This window comes from Arenibacter catalasegens, from assembly GCF_002909235.1.
In the GTDB taxonomy this organism is placed as follows: Bacteria; Bacteroidota; Bacteroidia; order Flavobacteriales; family Flavobacteriaceae; genus Arenibacter; species Arenibacter catalasegens.
Genome location: NZ_PHQQ01000001.1, coordinates 196,668 through 215,888, shown reverse-complemented (window position 1 = coordinate 215,888; position 19,221 = coordinate 196,668). Strand labels below are relative to the sequence as shown.

12 protein-coding genes are annotated in these 19,221 nt (G+C 37.6%); 1 reads left to right on the top strand and 11 read right to left on the bottom strand.

Features of this window, described 5'->3' with window-relative positions; translation table 11 throughout:
• Nucleotides 1–37: 37 nt before the first annotated feature.
• Nucleotides 38–2,893, top strand: a complete 2,856-nt coding sequence (locus tag CWD90_RS00955; RefSeq protein ID WP_239986426.1) for an MFS transporter — start codon at nt 38–40, stop codon at nt 2,891–2,893.
• Here the strand turns inward: CWD90_RS00955 and CWD90_RS00950 are convergent.
• The 11 genes from CWD90_RS00950 to CWD90_RS00900 all read right to left on the bottom strand — a co-directional run bounded on the left by CWD90_RS00950 (nt 2,883) and on the right by CWD90_RS00900 (nt 19,221).
• Nucleotides 2,883–4,142 carry a serine hydrolase gene (locus CWD90_RS00950; protein WP_103474049.1) on the bottom strand — a complete coding sequence of 420 codons (1,260 nt, stop codon included), beginning with the start codon at nt 4,140–4,142 and terminating at the stop codon, nt 2,883–2,885. The genes CWD90_RS00955 and CWD90_RS00950 overlap by 11 nt on opposite strands.
• 1 nt (nt 4,143) lies before the next feature.
• On the bottom strand, nt 4,144–7,050 hold the full coding sequence (locus tag CWD90_RS00945) for a PEP/pyruvate-binding domain-containing protein (protein WP_103474048.1): 2,907 nt from the start codon (nt 7,048–7,050) through the stop codon (nt 4,144–4,146).
• Between the two features lie 224 nt (nt 7,051–7,274).
• On the bottom strand, nt 7,275–8,564 hold the full coding sequence (locus CWD90_RS00940; protein WP_103474047.1) for a phenylacetate--CoA ligase family protein: 1,290 nt from the start codon (nt 8,562–8,564) through the stop codon (nt 7,275–7,277).
• A complete protein-coding gene (locus CWD90_RS00935) occupies nt 8,564–10,234 on the bottom strand; it encodes a C45 family autoproteolytic acyltransferase/hydolase (protein ID WP_103474046.1) in 1,671 nt (556 codons plus the stop codon). The genes CWD90_RS00940 and CWD90_RS00935 overlap by 1 nt, the downstream gene beginning before the upstream one ends.
• A gap of 14 nt (nt 10,235–10,248) precedes the next feature.
• Nucleotides 10,249–11,121: a cupin-like domain-containing protein gene (locus CWD90_RS00930; protein WP_103474045.1), complete on the bottom strand. Its 873-nt coding sequence runs from the start codon at nt 11,119–11,121 to the stop codon at nt 10,249–10,251.
• A 10-nt stretch (nt 11,122–11,131) separates the two neighbouring features.
• Nucleotides 11,132–12,667: a phytoene desaturase family protein gene (locus CWD90_RS00925; RefSeq protein ID WP_103474044.1), complete on the bottom strand. Its 1,536-nt coding sequence runs from the start codon at nt 12,665–12,667 to the stop codon at nt 11,132–11,134.
• Between the two features lie 125 nt (nt 12,668–12,792).
• Nucleotides 12,793–16,494: an MMPL family transporter gene (locus CWD90_RS00920; protein WP_103474043.1), complete on the bottom strand. Its 3,702-nt coding sequence runs from the start codon at nt 16,492–16,494 to the stop codon at nt 12,793–12,795.
• The gene (locus CWD90_RS00915) at nt 16,487–17,656 is read right to left on the bottom strand and encodes a DUF2062 domain-containing protein (RefSeq protein ID WP_103474232.1); all 1,170 of its coding nucleotides are present in this window, start codon (nt 17,654–17,656) and stop codon (nt 16,487–16,489) included. Before CWD90_RS00915 ends, CWD90_RS00920 begins: the two co-directional genes overlap by 8 nt.
• A 108-nt stretch (nt 17,657–17,764) precedes the next feature.
• Nucleotides 17,765–18,253 (bottom strand): hypothetical protein, encoded by a 489-nt coding sequence (locus CWD90_RS00910; protein WP_103474042.1) that lies wholly within the window; start codon nt 18,251–18,253, stop codon nt 17,765–17,767.
• Nucleotides 18,254–18,622 carry a 3-hydroxyacyl-ACP dehydratase gene (locus CWD90_RS00905; protein WP_103474041.1) on the bottom strand — a complete coding sequence of 123 codons (369 nt, stop codon included), beginning with the start codon at nt 18,620–18,622 and terminating at the stop codon, nt 18,254–18,256. It lies immediately after the preceding gene.
• 5 nt (nt 18,623–18,627) lie between these two features.
• On the bottom strand, nt 18,628–19,221 hold the full coding sequence (locus CWD90_RS00900) for a porin family protein (protein ID WP_103474040.1): 594 nt from the start codon (nt 19,219–19,221) through the stop codon (nt 18,628–18,630).

Sequence of the window (19,221 nt, the reverse complement as noted above, 5' to 3'; positions counted from 1 at the left end):
ATAGGAGCACTGTTGAATTTTTTAAAACGCATAAAAATTGAACTACCTAATTGCAATTGTTAAAACGTTTAAAACCTATATTCTAAAGGCATTTGATTTAAAAGAAGAGGAACTGACCAAAACACTTCTACTTCAATTAAATATATTCCTCATCATTACGGTTTTATTAATAGTAAAACCTACTATTAATTCTCTTTTCCTATCCGAACTTACTTCAGAGGCACTGCCATTGGGCTATGTTTTAACAGCTATCATGGCTGTCTTGGGGTCTTTTTTTTATGATAGGGCGTTGGAAAAGTACTCGTTAAACATAATTGTAGATAGGACTTTAATCGGCTCTGTTATTTCTTTAGTGATATTCGCCCTAGCCCTAAATTTTAATTTAGGAGACGGACTGATCTTGTATATCCCTTATGTATGGGTGGCTATTTTTGGACTATTGACTGCATCCCAGTTTTGGGTAATGGCCAATTTGGTATATAATGTTCGTGAGGCCAAACGAGTATTCGGCTTTATTGGTGCCGGTGCTATTGCAGGGGGAATATTTGGAGGGTATTTAACCTCTCTATTGACCAATATTATCAATACGGAGGATTTATTGTTTGTTGCCGCCGCCCTGTTAATGTGCTGTTTGCCTATAACACGGTATATCTGGAAAAACGAAGTTTTAAAACTAAATCCTTTTCAGGTATCCAGTCGGTCCAATCCCAAGGCCGAATCCCCTTTTAAACTTATTAAGCAATCTAAATTACTAAGCCTAATTGCGGTTGTCATAGGACTAAGCGTTCTAGTAGCGAAGTTGGTAGATTATCAATACAGTGATTATGCTTCCAGATTTATTCAGGACCAAGATGAATTAACCGCCTTTTTTGGATTTTGGTTTTCTACCTTGAGCGTTATTTCCCTTTTAATACAGTTATTCCTTACCAAGCGTATTGTAGGGACTTTTGGCGTAGGTAAATCTTTACTGTGGTTGCCTTCGGGAATATTGCTGGGCTCATTTCTGTTATTGGTTGTGCCCCAGCTTTGGGTAGTTGTGTTTATTAAAATTGTGGACGGAAGCTTAAAACAGTCGGTTAATAAAGCCGCAACAGAATTGCTCTCAATTCCCATTCCCATAGAAATTAAAAAGAAGACCAAAACATTTACAGATGTTGTTGTAGATAGTATAGCTACAGGGATGGCGGGCTTTATACTTATCTTTTTTATAAACGGATTGGAAATTTCCTCTACTTATATCAGTGTTATTATTATTGGACTGATTCTAATCTGGTTGTATTTTATTTATCACTTAAGGAATGAATATATAACCTCTTTTAAGAGTTTGTTGGAATATAACCCTCTTAAAAAGGAGAAGGCAAACAAGTCGGAAATAAAAGTTACATCCATTATTGAAACGGTAATCAGAGTGTTTGAAACTGGGACGGAGAATCAGATATTACATATGTTGCATAAAACATTGGAAGTTAAGGATGAACGTTTCTTTTTTGCCATTAAAAGCCTATTAAATAATCCATCTGCCAAAGTGAGGGCTTTGGCGATTGAAAACCTTTATTTTTTAAATACCGAAAATTTGTGTGGGTCCATAGAAACCATGGTAATGGACAAGGATCAACAGCTGACTACTGCGGCTTTTAGATATCTATTAAAACATTTTCCACAAGACCCGGTTAGTCTTTTTGATAAATATCTTTCGGTAGAGGACAATACTATTGCCAATGCGGCACTAATAGGTTTGTCCTTGGAGTTACGAAACAATAGGGTATTGCAGGGCAGATTTAGTTTGGAACAGCGAATAGACTATGCTTTGTCGCAACTTTCCCAAATGAATTCGGATTTGGACAAGACTTATAAGATTCAGGCCATCCTAGAGGCGATAGGCAATGCCAAAGTTGAAAAATTTTATGACGTATTACATGCCCATCTTAATGCCGAGGATAATCAGACGGTCAATATGGCTATCCTTGCCGCTGCCAAAACCTTGGATAAGCAGTTTATAGCTGTCATTATCTCTAGATTATCGGGTAAGGAAACCAGGAAATCGGCTATAGAGAGCCTCTACTTTTATGGGGACCCCATCATCGATATTTTGTTTGAAGGATTAAGAAGGGAGGCCATTGATCCAGACGATGCGGCTTACGTGGTCATGGTTATAGGGAAGTTCGCTTCTCAAAAGGCCATTAATACCTTGATAAAACTTACAGGAGATATGGAACATACGGTAAAAATTGAGGCTATTGAAGCTTTAAAACACCTAAAATGGAAGTATCCCCATCTTAAAATAAAGGACCGTTTTATAGTGGATAAGATTTTAGACGAGTGCCATGTCTACCAAAGTACACTTTCTGTAATCCACACTCAAATAGTATTACAGTATAAAAAGAACCCCGAAAAACCGGAGTCCAAGGAAGAAAATGAAGCCAGGAATGGGCTTATTCATTTGTTGGAACTGCGTTTGGACAGGCAATTACAACGAATATTTCAATTTTTGGGTATAAAATATCCTCCCCAGGATGTAGACCCTATTTTAAACGCCATCTTAAAAGGTAAGGAGGAGCAGCGTATACATGCCATTGAGTTTTTGGACAATATCTTGGATATACAGCTTAAAAAGGAATTGATACCGGTGGCGGAGTCCATCATACAGGCAGGTGCAATTTCCGAGGAAAATTTAAAGAACCTCAATATAAAGGTCCTTAGCGAATCCGAGAGCTATTTAGCACTTTTAAAGCGAAAGGATATAAAGCTAAAATTAGCGGTACTCTACCTAATTGAAAAAACGGGGGACCCTAAATTTATTCCACTCTTGGAGATGGTTTTGGAGGATACCAATGAAAAGGCAAGTAAAAAGGCAGCCGAGATTTTGACTGCCTTTAAAAAGATTATCGTTTAATAATTTTATCGATGCTACTGGCCAGGGTCATATGGTCTGTAGCAGAATTTTTTCGCAATACGTTGGTCATTAGTACCACCATATATTTGCAGTTGTCCGGATGTTCTATAATGGCTACAGAATTCATATAATTGGTTACATTGCCCATATATTTTCCACAGGCTTCACCTGTACTTCTGTCACATTTGTAAAGACTGCCCGATTTAAAATATACGGCAGCAGGCTTCAAAGCAGGGGACTGTGCATATCTAATTCTTCGGTCGGTCATATACATCAGGCGTTTCATTTCCAAGCTGGATTCTTGGTCCACTACTTTGCCCTGTTCCAATTGGATCAAAAACTTCATCAACCCGAGAGGAGAACCAATACTGCCCCCTTTATCTCCCACATAGCGATTGGGGCCAGAAGTAAAAAAGCTCCCTAAGCGCCACTCATCCGTGGTAATTCCTAATTCCCTTAAAGGTAGGTTTACCACGTCATTGGCCAAATCTGTCAATTCCTTTTTTGGTGTAGTGGTAAAGTATGTATCCGCTTGTTCCTGGGTCAGGGAGGGATAGGCCTCACCGAAGGCGGCCATCAATAAGGCTTCACGCCATACTATACTGGCTGCTCCGTTGTTGCTAACAGAAAGCATATGGTCTGCCCATTCAAACAAGGTAAAAACATCGCTGGCGATTACCTGTCTTTTTAGAAGTTTATTTGTTTCCAAATTAAAAATGGGAACTGTATGCTCGTCTGTCAAGCCCCAAACGCCCGATTTTACGGATTTTGCACGCAATAGCTCCAAGCGCTTTTCGAAAGAATCTGGATATATTTTCTTTAATTGGGTAAACAAGGCAGCCAAAACGGCCAATTTGCCCACACTACCAGGTTGATATCCGGCAGTTTCGTTTCGCTTTGCGAATCTAATATTGTCTATATCGGAAATATCCAAAACAGCAATGGAGTAACTTTTGTCCAGGCCCCTAAAAAGTACATTGATGTCCTTTTGAAATTGTTCATCAACCGTTAGAAAGCTTTCCACACTGTCTTCCTTTGTAGAAATTAAGTTCAGTTCAATATCCATATAAGCCTTTTGAGCCCCGGGAGGAATTACAGTGGTAGACTTTAATTCCCCACTTTTAACGAGTTCCAAATATTTTAACCGCTTGATGCCTGTGTGCAAATAACCATCAATAGGGTAATAGCTTACGGTCGTAAAGGCCGTACAGATTATTAGTAGAACAATATATTTGATATTCTTATGCATCTTATATTTTTTTTGAAAGTGGAATACTTTTGTTCAAATCTATTTTTGGGGTGATAGATTCCAAATAATTGGAACTTAATGCCTTTTTATTTTCTACAAAAGGCCTAATTTGAAATAACCAGAGCTTATTGTTTTGAAATCCTAACTCCACATCATAGGCTCCATCATAATCCGATTTTGTTTCCCTTGGCATTGTGACGCGAATCGTCTTGGCAAAATCCCTTATCTCCTCAATATTATCGTGGCTTAAAATGAAATTTTCAAAATTGGACATTCTTTTTTCCGTTCCTCCTGTTATTGGGAGACGATTATGGTACATTTCCCGAGCGGGAGCCAACATTTGAGTGCCACCGCTTGCCTTTATTAAATAGGTTTCTGCCGATTGGCCGTCGACGGCACCACCAGCTCCCCTGCTAAAGGCAATGGTTAGGTCATCCGGGTTGCCTGAACTGATTCCCTTGGTAATCAATACACCGGAATAATCTACGTCCACACTAGGGATGACCAAAATGGATGGAAACACATTTTCTGGGTTTAGCAGGTATTTTTGTCGCCATTTAAAACTGCGCTCAGAATATGGGGAAGCCCATACGTCCTTAATTCCCGTAATTATTTTTTCCCTTGCCACAACATTGAAAATGGTGAGGTTTAAGCCCGCTCCTGTAAAATTCTTCAAATCCTCCATATTGGTGTCGCTTCTCAGGAAAACTGGAACTTCACCAATAGCCTTTCCAAGCACTTCTTTGAAGTCATGTTCCAGTTGGGAAATGAATTCGGTTTTCATAGGCATTATCTTTATGGCCTCCCTCAATCTTTCCAATTGTCGTAATTGATAATTTTCTACCTCTCCTTCAGGAATGCCCTCTGAACGCATGTTCTCGGCCTGTTTAAAGGTGGCGTTTAGAAACTCCCAATAACTACCTTCCTGCTCTGGCATGGGTTGGTCCATATGGTCCCTGAATATTCCAAAGGGAATTACCAATCCCTCGACGACCTTTTCCGGGAACATCTTTTTTAACTGTCCTAAATTGGCGGCCTTTGGACCGCATAGTTTTCCTGAATCCTCTGCATCTACCGATCTTAGGTTTAATATTGCAGTTTCGTCTAACCGGATATTCTCAATGGGCACTTCAATCCTATCCTCCTTACGTTCTATCTTTACAAACAAGTTTCGCTCCTCTTCTGACATATCCTTTTCCAACTTCATAATAACATTGCCCTTGTTGGAAACGGCATAGAATACCTTTTCTCCATTATATTTTTGAAGACTTTTTAAATTGTCATCGCCTAGGGCGGTATTGGGGATGCCCATATTTCGGGCCAATAACTGCACATGAGATACCATATTGCCCTCTGATACAGTGGCAATTCCTGCAATTGGTTTAAGATCGGACGGAGGGCGTTGAAAAACATAAATTTTTTCAGAAGATACCTCAATCTCATCGGGAGAGCCACTTACCACTACCAATTCACCAAGAGCATACCCCGGATTTAGACCATGTAGGCCACTTTGATTGTCTATGTCCATGACCTTATTGGTCAAAGCGGATTCCTCAGCGATTATATCGCCCAATTCTCCAACGGACTGCCCTAGATATAGCGCAATGGACCCCCTTATTTTATCGTCTATAAAGCCATATGCCATAGGTTCAAAACCGGTATAAATATCTACTATTTCTTGGTAGTTGGCCTTAACCATGGAAGAACTCCATTCCACTTCCCTACGTGCATTTTCCAATACAGTGGTTAGTTGGTCAAGGGACATGGCACTGGTGCTGGATCCCTTACTAGATAAATTAAGTTGTTCCCATTCTCCCAATTCTATATATCCAGCCCCGGCATTCGCCATGCCCAGATAACATACCTTGTCCAATAATCCGTTTAAATCTTCCGGCTGCCATAGGGGTGAATTCTTAAATATTATTTCTTCCAATTTTAAGGAGGCATCCAATAACTGCAAGCGGGCTGCCGCATTTTCTTCTTTTAGGACGGCCAATCTTATATCTAAAAGCAATTCGGCCGTTGCCGGAATGAGCACTGCGGCATTTTTTTCTCCACTATAGCTGGTAGCAAAGGTTTTTATGGAAGCCCCGATGGGGCTATCCTTAACAAGCGGAGTGTTTTTTTGTATCTGTGTAATATCTATTGGTTTGTAGAAATTGGTCATGGTTATCACTAAAGCATCAATCTTGGCTTTAGTTTCAGAAGACAATTTATTACTGTTTTTAACTTTAAAGTTGGTTACTTTACTAATATCCCCAGCATCGGGTTGACTATGGATTTTAACTCTTAAGTCCATAAATTCAGGAACTAGATCTGATATTACCTTTGAATCGCTCCTTATAATTTGGGCTAGATTATCATCGCCATTATGTGGAATGTCCTTTAAGGACTGTCTAATGAGATAAAAGTTTTTACTTACATTTTCACTGCTGGATAATAACCATTTGTAAAATTCGACTCCCCAGGCCTCTTCGTCCTCGGCCTGTAGGGATCCTCTATAGAACTGACCCTTTTGTAGGATCCAACCATTATCTACAGTTCTTAAATACTTGTCCAATTGATACTGCTTAAGGCGGGAGTTATTATTTTTCGAGTCCCAAAATTCCTCTTTGGCCGTAAAGGCCAAAATTTGTCCCAAATAGAGGTGGTTGTTCTTACTAAGATCGGTTATCGAGCTCTTATATGTGGCGTGCTGAACCCCTGGGCCAATATTATCTGGACATGGGTCTTTGGGTTGACGTATACTGCCATCTGTACAGAACCAACGAATTTCCTTGTAGGGTCCGCGGATGTCCTTCTTATAGGAATCGATTAAATCCTTTATTTCCTGATTGCCTAATTTTTGTCCAATGCCCATAAAGGGTATACAAAATAATAGAATGCAGATAAATATTTGTTTTTTCATAGTGATACACTGGAATTGCCAATGATTAATCAAATGTAATACCAATTTTAATGCAAATATATTTTTGACTATTAGTTTCGTTGGCTAAACCCCAAAAAAACTATGTACAAAGGTTGGAAATGGTGACAGGAACCGAATATTGCTGGTATAGCTCTATAATTTAGGGATTTAAAGGAAGAGTAACAAATATAATGTTTTGGAAGTACCAAGCCTAAGCTCCCAAATTAAAGTCGATGATCTATTACAATAACTGGTTTCCTGCTCATTTTGGGAAATCGTAATTCCTGAAGGGTTTTAAAATCGTGGAACTCAATTTTAGGGAGTACCCTTAACTTTGCCCTAAAATGATCCTTAATTGTTTGCAATAGAGTGTCTGTGGGATTCAGAGCAGCTATTTTAATACAAATTTCATCAGTTCCTATAGCGTTATGGTCAATTTCGATTACAAAGGCTTCTATTTCATTAAAATAATTGAGTACGTTGTACATCGCTGGGGGATATAGTGTAGTACCCTTGTACTTTATCATTTGTTTTTTTCTTCCAATAACTGGTCCTAGGCGTTGAGTATTCCTTTCGCAGGAACATTTGGAAGTATGTGCTTTAACAATATCACCAGTTTTAAACCTCAGTAAAGGCATGCCTTCGACACCTAAAGTAGTAATGGTAAGTTCTCCGGGCATACCAACTGGAACAGGTTTTTCTTCGTCATCCAAAATTTCAATAATGATCAATTCCGGATGATGATGGCCACCTTGTTGGGCCTTGCATTCAGTAAAGGCAGTGCTCATTTCTGTGGAGGCATAGGTAGAATAAAGGGTGATGTTCCAATCTTTCTTTATTTTGGCAGCGAGGGTGTTCAAAGAAAAATCATCGTTTCTTAGCGATTCCCCAATACAAATGGCGCCTTTTACGCCGGCCTTGTTCGGATCTATTCCATGTTGATGCGCATATTCTATTAGTTTCAATAAAAATGACGGAACAACAATGAGGTAGGTTGGTTTAAATTTAATGATAGAATCCCATTGAAGTTCAGGAATACCGGCGCCTACTCGAATAATTCCCGCTCCCAGCTCCCTAGCTCCCAGAAAATAAGCCAAACCAGCCATAAATCGTCTGTCTATAGTGGTTGTTAATTGCAGAATATCGTCTGCTGTAACACCGGCACAGTCAAAAGATATGGCCTCGTTATAGGCCAATCGGTTCAGGTCGTTGTCTGTTAAGGCAAAGGTAACAGGTTCGCCCAATGTGCCCGAAGTAGTTACGTAGTCTATAATCTTGTTTCTATCTACACACAAAAAATCATCATTATATCTTTGAAGGTCTTCTTTGGATGTTGTGGGTATTTTGGTCAGGTCTGCCAAGGTATTTATATCGCTGGCCTGTAAATTATTTTCTCTAAAAATTCTTTTATAATAGGCCGAGTTTTGGGTAGTATAGTAAATAAGTTCCCGTAAACGCTGTTCTTGTAACAGTTGTATTTCTTTCTCGGTTGCTTTTTCAATATCGGGGATCATTATTTTAATTTACGTTTTAATCTTCGAATATACGAATGTACCAAAGCTTCCTCGGGAACCGTAGTGATTTCTTTTGTACTTGCCTCCTTAAAAGCATTCAAGGCAGCTAAGTAATATTTTCTATTGTAATAATAGCGACCTACCCAATAGTGGGTTTCCCAATATTCTGGATTTAGTGTTTTAAATTTATCTAAGAATTCAGGAGTTAAGTGTTTATTATCTGCCACTGCCTGCTTTATTTGGTTGTTCAGAGCCCTATACGTTTCGTAGTTTTGATATGCTTGGGTAAACAAAAAACTATCTTTTTTAATGTTTTTATTAGGGATGGAAAGGGTTGTTTTGGTCCTATGATTTAAACTGTCCTTAAAAATTTTGTTTAGGTCATAGGCTACAAATTCTCCCAATTGGTAAGGATTGGAAGAAACCCAAACCAAACCTTGCTCCGGTTTAAATACAATTCCGTGATGGGCCAATAACTGGTTTAATGCCTTTTCATTGCCGTAGCCGATATTGGTATCCTTAAGGCCTTGCTTGTTTCTAAGGATGTCTACTGCAATATTTGGTGTTATTTTTTTATAGTCCCCCAAAAGTTCTTCCATACGCTCATATCTGTACATGGAATGACTTTCTAAAATTTGTTTTTTGTTGTTCTTGTCTTCGCTGTATGCATCACTTTGAAAGTGGTTTGAGCAAATCAATTGGTTGGAATTGGGAACTTCGTATACCCCAAAATTATTGGGAGAGACTTCGATTATCAGTGCTTTTTTATCACTGGCGCTGCCTACCAAAATAGATTCCGAGACAAATACTTGGCGTTTTTTAGCAATGTTTATAGCTTCTTCCAGGGTAGCTGCATATTGCAAAATTTCCCTAGTTAGGATACCTATTGGTGTTTTTGCCACCACTGGGATTTTAGATTTTCCCGCATTGATGGTAACCGTTAGGCCATGCTCGTTCATTCCGGAGACCACTCCCATCATCCCGCCCCATGTCACAGACATAAATTTATGACCTTCGGTAGGGTCTACAAAGGAAATTATTTTGTTTTTGGCAAAATCATCCCCTGCGTAAAAGTCAAAATTTCGACCAATGATCAAGCTCCCGTCTTCGGATTTATCGCCCCAGACGGCAAAGGAAGAACATCCCACAAGGGCCAAATCTTTTACTGCATGGCCAATATCATGTGCGCCATGAAGGTAAAGTACTCTAGAATATGGTGACGCTATGTCGTCAAAGTTGTTTGATGCGTATCGGGAAAGCCCCCAAATTTCTAATTTATTTTCCTCTGGAATGTTCTTATACATTTTTCTATTGTACCAGGCCAAGAATTTTTTCAAGAAGTATCGTTTAGTTTTGGAGGGTACCAATTGTTTTACCTTGGATAAAAATATCGCCTCCTGATAATGAAATAGATCTTCAGTAAGGGCACCTGTGATTAGGCCCCTTTGCAAGGGGTCTCCTGATACATAGAGTTCCCAAAGTCCCTGTTTGTTTTTGGTCAGGGAATTATTGGAATAAACAAAGGAAGAATCCGATGTTTTTATTATTTCTGGAATTTGGGGCTTGTAGGCACTTATATTGGGCCTATCCTTGAGGGATTTAGAAATTCCGCATGAGCCTAATAGGGCAAATAAGACAGAAAGACATAAAATCCATTTTATCCGGTTCATATTAGTTGTCTTATTTATTGTTTGCCAAATTTTTTATTGGTCTTTCTCAGCATCCGTTCCTCCTTATGGGCTACCCATTTTTGTCCCCAAAGTTTCCGCATTGTATTTTCAAATGGCCTCATAAAGAATAGATTCCCAAACATTTTGGACAATAATTTTGGACGATTTGGTAATGCCCTTAGTGTAATAGAAAAGCCGCCATCCATATATTTAATATAGTGCCAGTATCCGCTTGGCATATATAGGGCATCACCGTGCTTCATTTCTATATACAGTCCTTCTGCCTTTTTTAAGGCGGGATAGGTGTCAAAATCTGGTTCGTCCATGTTTATGGATTCCAAATTGTGCACTGAAAAGGGCACCTTGTACAAGTATTTGGTCTGTTCTGGTGGAAACAAAAGAACACTTTTGTGACCGTGAAAATGAAAGTGAAGTAGGTCGGATAAATCCATGTCATAGTGGGGTAACACTACTGAGCCTTTGCCTCCGAAAAACATGACCGGTAAGCGTTTGAAAAATTTTAATCCTATATCAGGATACCTGATATCCTCAATTAATTCCGGCATTTTATCCAGAATATTATAAAAAAATATACGAAGGTCCGTAGGTTGGTTTTTAAGGATTTCAAGGTAGTCGTACAGTTTCATTTCCATTGCAGGAGCAGCAGAGTTTTGTTTCCCTTTGGTAGGTTCATTATTGTACAATGGAACAATCTGGTCTCCAGCGCGTTCCTGTATGTACTCTATATTCCAATATTTACGGGCTGGCCAATCATTAGTGAGGTTTTCAATTAAAACGGGACGTTGGGTTTTATAAAATTTATTAATAAAATCCTCCTTACTAATATTGCTTACCCTGGTAATCGGAATCGTTTTGATCTGTCCCATATTAAAATTATTACACCTCTTGAGTTTTATTGACTTCCAAAATTTTTTCCAGTAAATAGTCTTTTCCAAGCAACTCGGAACAGGTGATGATTGCTCCTATTGTTACTCCTAAGATTCCGTGCATATTTAAACTTTGACCGGTAAATAAAAGGTTTTTGATTTTTGTTCTAGGAGAGACAAAGGAATGTAGAGGATTGTTTACGTCCTTAACATAGCCATACATGGATCCATTATGTGACCCTATGTAATCCCGATAGGATAGTGGCGTTGAGGCATAAACGGTTTGAATGCAATCTCGTAGGTTTGGGAACTTTTTCTCCAATTCCGTAATAAAAATTTCTGTCTTATAATTCTTAAACTCCTCATAAGTTTGTCCTCTATCATTTTTAGAGGCAACTGTGTTATATGTATTTTGCCAGTGTTTAACCTCATTAAAATTCATATAGGTCATAGCTATTAAACTATCTCCCCAACCATCATCTTTTTTATTAACGCCCATGGAGACCATATATCCTTCAGGCCAACTTTCTTGAGTGTAATTTTGGGCATCCCAAACGCGATCTCCATATTTAAAATGATAAAAATTCTTATTGTGATATTTAAAAGAATTAGGTTTTAAAACAATGTATAGACTAAAGGACGAAATAATACTTTCAATCTTATTGATTCTATTGGTAAAGGCTTTTCTAAAGTTTTCCTCACCAACCATTTTTAGGGTAAGCTTAGGTTCTACATTGGATATGAAGATATTGCCATTTATTTGCTTTCCATTTTTTGTTGCAACCGAAGTAATTTCCCCATTTTTAACATTGAATTTGGATACCTCATGATGTTTGTAAGTCTCACCGGCATATTTTTTTATTTGTCTGATAAGTACTTTTGTAATCTGACTTCCCCCATTTACGCATCGGTAGGCACTTTCTATATAAGAATTAACGGAAAGAGCATGAACATAGAAAGGTGAGCGTTCCCCATCTCCGGCATAAAGAAAATTGGTGCCCGCAAAAACTGCCTGAAGCTTTTTATTATCTGTAAGGGAATTGATATAAGTTTTGGCATTTAATTTAAACACTGCATCACTCCCATAGGAAGGCTTGCCTTTGTTTAAATTGTACAATGGAAACTTGGAACAAGTATCCTTTAGCTTTTCGCTATAAATTTTTATGGCTTTTTCCTCTTCTGGAAATTGGGCTATCAAACTGTTTTCAAACCGATCATACCCTTGGGCGTGTTTGTACTCTATTGGATCGTCGTCAAACGTTACGATATCAAAGCCATTTTCATCTAATTTTTTGAGTTTTAATTGGTCCATTATACCCAAATATGTGAAATATTGGTTCAGGTTTTGGCCTTCTGAAAGTCCGCCAATATAATGTACACCAGTATCAAAAATGGTTTTATCCCGGACAAAGGTTTGTAAGTTGCCACCAAATTGATTGTTTTTTTCCAAAACACAGACACTATAACCTTCTTTGGCCATTATCAAGGCAGAAACCAATCCCCCTAATCCGCTTCCAACAATTACAATGTCGTAATGTTCTTTCATATGCTGAATTCTTTACAATTTCCAAAACCAATTCTCAATAAGGTGTTTTGGTAGGTGTTGCCTAACTGTCTTATAATTATTATCCTTCCCTGTTGAGATGCAGGGATATTTTTGGATACCTATCCCTAAGCGTTATGTTGGGCCTTTATTCTTTCAAAGATAATAAGGTTTTCATATTCCAAAATATTTTTAAAACTAGTTGCCTTAATAATTTTTAAAGGCAATTTTACACCGTCCTTTATTAAAATAAGTAATCGAATATTGTTTTTTATTATATGTTCAAGCGTTTTTAGATCTTTTATTTCTAAATCAATAATCATTATATCCGCTGGATGTTCCACGGCCTCATCAATTGATTCTACCAAGGTTAATTTGGCTATTTGCTGAGCAATAAAACTGTTTTTTACAATAGGTCTTACCTCTACATTCTTAAGATAGGTGAAAATTTTGCGATCAACAGCATTTAAAGATAATAGAAAATCCAGTTGCCCGTATTCGTTTGAAAGATGAATTATGGAATCCGAAGTTCCAATGTGTTTAGAGATTTCGGAATATATATTGGAGTTATTTTTTAAATCTTTGCTTACCGCATGGTAAATGGAATCCCCCTTGTACCTATAATCCTCAAGAATGGTCCTTAAAAAATAAGTATCTCCTTCCACTTCATTTCTTAGTTTCTGAAATTCAGACCTGAAATGGGTTGCAATATTTTTATTGCGCTCGTGGTAAGTTTTGCCGTAGTCAACGTCTTCCGATGAAATTCTATCTAAAATCTTTACCGTTATACTGCCGTTTTTTATCACAAAACTTCCTTTAGGGAGCACTTCTGAATTTCCATGTATTAATACTGGAACAATATCCATGTTGAACTGTTCTGCCAAATAAAAGGCTCCTTGGTGGAATCGCCTTATTTTATTGGTTCTGGACCTTGTGCCTTCTGGGAATGCCATTAATGAGTATCCTTGAGCTACCTTGTTTTTTAAATGTTCCAAGCCATTGTCAATTCCTTGGGATACTGGATAAAATCCAGCCAATTGAACGGCTTTCCCAAAAATTGGAGATTTGTACACCCAATCGTTTACCAAATAAATAATCTTTGGATGTAACATTCCAACAGCCAAAATATCTAAAAATGAGGTGTGATTTGCAATAATTATAGCAGGTTTGCTAAAGTCTTCCCCTGATAAATTAATTACTTTTTTACGTACAAAGGGATTGGTGTACAGAACCGATTTCATGAATTTTGAAATCGTTCTATGAAACCATTTCATTTTAATTTTTTTGTTAAAAGGCAGAATTTTCATAATCGTAACGCTCCATATGGACAACAATAGTCCACCGGAACCGTAATAACCAAATGAAAGGACGGAATGAATCAGTAATCGAAGGCTAATGGGGCGTTTTTCCTTACTTCCAATAAAGAGCAAGAATAATAATGGTTGTATGGTAAAAGCAACAAAAACAGCCGATAGGATGCCTATTAGTGAAACCAGACTAATGGAATGTAAAGCTGGGTGCTTTGCAAAAATAAGCACGCCAATACCCAAGATTGTCGTTATGGCGGAAAGTAGGATAGAGGTTCTATGTGTAGTCAGTAATTTTTCTCCTTTACCATATTCCTTAAGTAGTCCTGTGGTTATGAATATACTGTAATCTATTCCCAATCCAAAGATGAAGGTGGAGATAATGATGTTAAAGATGTTGAATTCTATATTGAACATACCCATAATACCAATGGTCAACCACCAAGTCAATAAAATAGGAATGCTGGTTACCAAAACGAGGGAAAAGCTCCTAAAAAAAAGGAACAGGATCAAGACTACTATTCCTAGGGAGTAACCAATTAGCTTATTGAAATCATTTTTGAGATTGCCTAAAAACATCTCATTCATTTCTTGCCTATCTATTACCAGGGTATTGGGGTATCCTTTAAAAATTTGCTTTACCTTTTCTCCATTTCCCTTCTTTAATTTGATCAGTGATGTAATAGTCGTGAAATCATTATCGGTAGTAACGTAGTCGTCAATAGGAAGAGCAGCTGCGCTGCTGTAATCCAAAATGTTCAGCAAGTTGAAATCTTTGTCGAGAAAGGAATAGAATTTATCGAAGGAGTTTGGCTTAAATCCTAATTTTGCACCGGTTTCAACAAGATTTTCTTTTGTATTTGCAATAGTTTTATCGTTCCAAAAATTCTTCCAAAGGGCAATTTTTTCTTGCTGTTTTTGTTGGGAAAGAACTAAGGCGCCAATAGATCCAAAACTAAGAATCTCTCCGTTGTTCTTTAAGCGGGTCAATTCTTGGTAAATGGTATCGTTGGTTTGAAACGCCAGTTCGCTATCTTCCCCATATATGGCCAAATAAATAGATTTGGAGGACATATTGGTAAGTGCATCCAGTCTTTCCCTAGCTTGCAACAGGGCTGTAGGTTCATAGTTGAGTTTGGAAATATCCTTATTGAAAATTACTTTATCGTGAAAAAAAATACTGGCAATCAATAAGCCTACAAGAACAACAATGCCCCATTTGTTTTTATGAAAATTGTAGGAAGCTATTTTATCTAAAAGGGTGTCCTTAATTTTAATTTTATCATTATTCCGATAAACGTGGGGTATAAAAAGGAGGGCGAAAATACAGGAGCCAATTACGCTAACGGCGGCAAAAATACCAAGGTCCTGTAGTGCTTGTGAGTCCAGAAAAAGTAGACATAAAAAGGCTAGTGCAGTGGTAATGCTGCTCATAATAACGGGCTGGGCGACATCGGAATATAATGTCTTTATAGACGGGTTATTTCTTATTTGAGTTAGGATATGTAAGGAATAGTCCAAGGTAACGCCAAGTAGTACGGAGCCTATGCCCAAGGAAATGGCAGAAATCTTCCCTCTGGTCAAATAAAGTACAGCAACGGATAGTGTTGCTCCGAAAAGGGTAGGGGTAAAGAGAATGATGGGAATAGTTATTTTTCTATAAAATAGAATCAGGATACCAATTAAGATGGTTAGCGCTATACTGACCGTTAATTGAATATCATTTTTTATTTGTTTTGCGTTGGCTACCGCTATTAAAGTGGCACCAAAATATTCACTTTTTACTTTGTCCTGAAACAAATGGTCCAGCTGTTCTTGGGTTTCATATAAATCTGCTACAAATTTGGTGTTTTCCACGGTTTCACTTGAAGGGCGGACAGGAGTAATAAAAAGTAATATATTTTGTAGGTCCTTACTCAGGAGAAAGCCGTCTTTAATGGTAAATTGCTCTCCTATACCTAGTTGCCTTAATTTTTTTAGGGCAATAAAGGAAATTCCTAGGGGGTCTTTCAGAATCATTTCCTTGGCAACAATTCCAGATGGGGAAATTAATGTTCTGTAATTTTTTTCTGTGATTTTGGAAATACTGTCCTTGTCGAGTCTTTTTGAAATAATATTGTAGTCTTCCCTATCCAAGAATAGGGGAGCATTTTCATAGACAAAACTCATGGTATTACCTAGGTCTTCATCATCTACCTTGCCTTGGATTTTCTTTATATGTGGAGAGGATTTTTTGGATAAACTATCAAGAAAAACAGTCGCGTACCCAGTTAGTTCGTCAATGGTTGCCCCTGGTTGTCGAACAATATTAACGACGATCTTATCTGAGAAATTTACTGATTTTAATACTTTTTGAATTTCTTCAGTCTTGCTATTATTGGGTATGAGCTTGGTAATGTCCTCTTCGAATTCAATTTTGGAAGCAAAAAATATAAGGATTAAAAAAAGAACTATGAGGCCAAAGATGCTTGGTAGCCTTCTATTGGCAACATATAGATAGAACCTATATAAAAAACTAACCATTTTTTAGTGCAATTTTTTTTCTGTCAAAAATATTCAAAATAATATACCCACAGAATCCCATTGTTAAAGCTCCTATAGTGGAAAAGGTTATGCTCCCAATGATATAGGATTTTAAATGTTTTATCACCTCGAAATTTTCTCCAGCTTCCTCAAAGGTAAAATCAAACTCGGTTCCTAAGACCAAGTGCCCTATTTTAAGGCTGATAAATAACACAAAAGGTATAAAAGGAGGGAAGCTAATGTTGGAAAAGGCAAAAGCTATGGTCTTGTTCAGTTTAAACAGAACTGCCAAGAAAATAACCGTCAAGGTTTGGAATCCCCACAGGGGGGATAGGCCAATAAACACTCCCAAGGCTATGGAAAGCGCTTTTTTTTCATGGGAATCATTGCTGCCTAAAAAGTCCTCATGTAGGAACCTTTTGATTCCTTTTTTTTTTATCTTTTGGATTATATCGCGGGGGAAAATATAAAGAAATGTGAGTATTACCAAATAGGTGTTTAACAGGCTAATTCGAGAAAAATCTATAAAAGGCCTAAAATGGGATACCCGTTCCGTTACATCATAAGTTACTTTTACGGGAATATTCTTCACTTGTATTCCGTTCCAAGCCGCCTTGACAATGGCCTCAATTTCAAACTCAAATTTTCTTGTAAAGAACGTGATATCCTTTAAGGCCTGTAAGGGGTATAGTCTATAACCAGATTGGGTGTCCTGTAGTCTTATCCCAGTTTCTACCCAAAACCAAAAATTGGAAAATTTGTTGCCAAAACTGCTTTTTTTAGGAACGTCTTTTTGTCCCATATTTCTTGCCCCTATATAAAGTACGTTTTTGGACGTTTCTTTATTTAAACTGTCAATAAGTATGGGGATGTCATCTGGAAAGTGTTGGCCATCGGAATCAATGGTGATTGCAAAGTGGAAACCTAGTTCCAATGCCAATTCAAAACCTTTTCTTAAGGCATATCCTTTGCCTTTATTATGTGGGAGGGAAATAGTGTGGATATGGAGGAATTTGGTCAAAATATGGGAAGTGGTATCCGTTGACCCATCATTTACGACTATAATATCATTGGTGTATAGCAACACCCCATCAATGACTTTTTTTAGGGTTTTGTGATTATTGTATGTAGGTATGACCACACAGCATTTAAGCTGACCCATAGCTTCAGTTGTGGATGTGGTTTGTTGTGACACGGTTTTTTGCAATTTGGTTGTTCTTCCTTGCAGGAAAAAACAGGATATGGTTCGCAAAAATAGGAATTACTAAAGTTAAAACCGTTGCTTTTCTTCAGTATTAAATTCTGTTGATTGTAATATAAATGATTTCACAAAATCCTTGACCACTTCTGAATTGGTCTTTTCGTAGTGGTTTAAAATATATGTCTTGTCCTCTTGTATATTGGATTTATATTTCAAAAACTTGGGAGAATTTTCCTGAATACTTAATCTAAGACACCTTATTTCTATATTGTCAGGTTTTTGCGATACCGCGTACTCCAATAATGATATTCCGTTTTTAAAAAGGTTTTTTCTTTCTACATTTTCCTTGGTATATTTTGCCGATAACGCCATAACCGCACCTTTGTAGGCTACCAGTAGTTTATTGTCCTCCTTAGTTATAGGCTCTAATTTATCCCTCAAGGCCAAGGCTGATTCACGGTTGTTGGTAGCCAATTTAAAATCTTTTCGGATCTGAGCTAGATCAGGAGTGAAAAGCGAGGGGGAAATCAATAATAAGATAAAACAGAAAAGTTTCATTTAGGCCATACTTTTAAAGGTTGCACTAAGTTTAAGGGCAACTGTTTCCCCAAACGTGGTAGTACTTTTAATTTTCACCAATCCGTCCAATTCAGTAAGGTTGATGTCTATAATAAGTGTTGGGTCGGTTTCAGGATTTATAATTGCCATAAATTTCACATTGGAGGCAATGGATAGAAACAAATCCTTTCCAAGACTCCTTTCCGTAAGCTCCTTTATAATTTGAATCATACAAACACCCGGCATTATTGGTTTTCCTGGGAAATGGCCTTTAAATATTTCGTGTTTGGGATTTAACTTGATTTGGGCGGATAGGCCTTCTTCATTCTTATTAAAAGCTTCGGTTGTATATAGTCCTTGTATTAACATTTGTCTCACATATTAAATTTATAGGCAAGTCCAATTTGGATCACCCTGTTTAATTGATTTTCCTCTGTATTGCCACCATATTCCCCAGAATCATTAAAATCCAGATCGATCAATCCTTGCTTATATCTCAATTCCAATGCCAATCCAAAATCAAACTCATATCCAATTCCTCCAAACACAGCTATGTCTATCGGAGTAATTTCTAGATTATCTCCATTATCGTTAATTAGGTTAATGAAATTATCATCAAAATTAATGTCTATACTCGGACCCAAGGTAAAGTGGAAACCCTGATTCCTATTTACAAAAAACTTATTGGCCAGGCCAATGGATACATAATTAATATTTAAGTCTTCCCCGTTTCTGAAGCTGGCATTGCCTCCCTGATTGGAATATGAGATTTCTGGTTGCATTGTATAACTATCTGTGAAACGGACTGCTAAAAATAACCCTGCATATATTCCCGTTTTGGTGTCTAGTTCCGAATTCAGTACCCTTGCACTGTTTGCACCCAACCTTATGCCTAATTGGGATTTACTTTGGGCAAATACGTTGGAAGAAATAATGAAGAAAAGGCTTAATAACAGTAGATTTTTCAT

Bases quoted from the DNA above. Each gene is read 5' to 3' on its own strand.
- CWD90_RS00950 (WP_103474049.1), bottom strand. From the start codon at position 4,142: ATGCATAAGAATATCAAATATATTGTTCTACTAATAATCTGTACGGCC.
- CWD90_RS00945 (WP_103474048.1), bottom strand. From the start codon at position 7,050: ATGAAAAAACAAATATTTATCTGCATTCTATTATTTTGTATACCCTTT.
- CWD90_RS00940 (WP_103474047.1), bottom strand. From the start codon at position 8,564: ATGATCCCCGATATTGAAAAAGCAACCGAGAAAGAAATACAACTGTTA.
- CWD90_RS00935 (WP_103474046.1), bottom strand. From the start codon at position 10,234: ATGAACCGGATAAAATGGATTTTATGTCTTTCTGTCTTATTTGCCCTA.
- CWD90_RS00930 (WP_103474045.1), bottom strand. From the start codon at position 11,121: ATGGGACAGATCAAAACGATTCCGATTACCAGGGTAAGCAATATTAGT.
- CWD90_RS00925 (WP_103474044.1), bottom strand. From the start codon at position 12,667: ATGAAAGAACATTACGACATTGTAATTGTTGGAAGCGGATTAGGGGGA.
- CWD90_RS00920 (WP_103474043.1), bottom strand. From the start codon at position 16,494: ATGGTTAGTTTTTTATATAGGTTCTATCTATATGTTGCCAATAGAAGG.
- CWD90_RS00915 (WP_103474232.1), bottom strand. From the start codon at position 17,656: ATGGGTCAGCTTAAATGCTGTGTGGTCATACCTACATACAATAATCAC.
- CWD90_RS00910 (WP_103474042.1), bottom strand. From the start codon at position 18,253: ATGAAACTTTTCTGTTTTATCTTATTATTGATTTCCCCCTCGCTTTTC.
- CWD90_RS00905 (WP_103474041.1), bottom strand. From the start codon at position 18,622: ATGTTAATACAAGGACTATATACAACCGAAGCTTTTAATAAGAATGAA.
- CWD90_RS00900 (WP_103474040.1), bottom strand. From the start codon at position 19,221: ATGAAAAATCTACTGTTATTAAGCCTTTTCTTCATTATTTCTTCCAAC.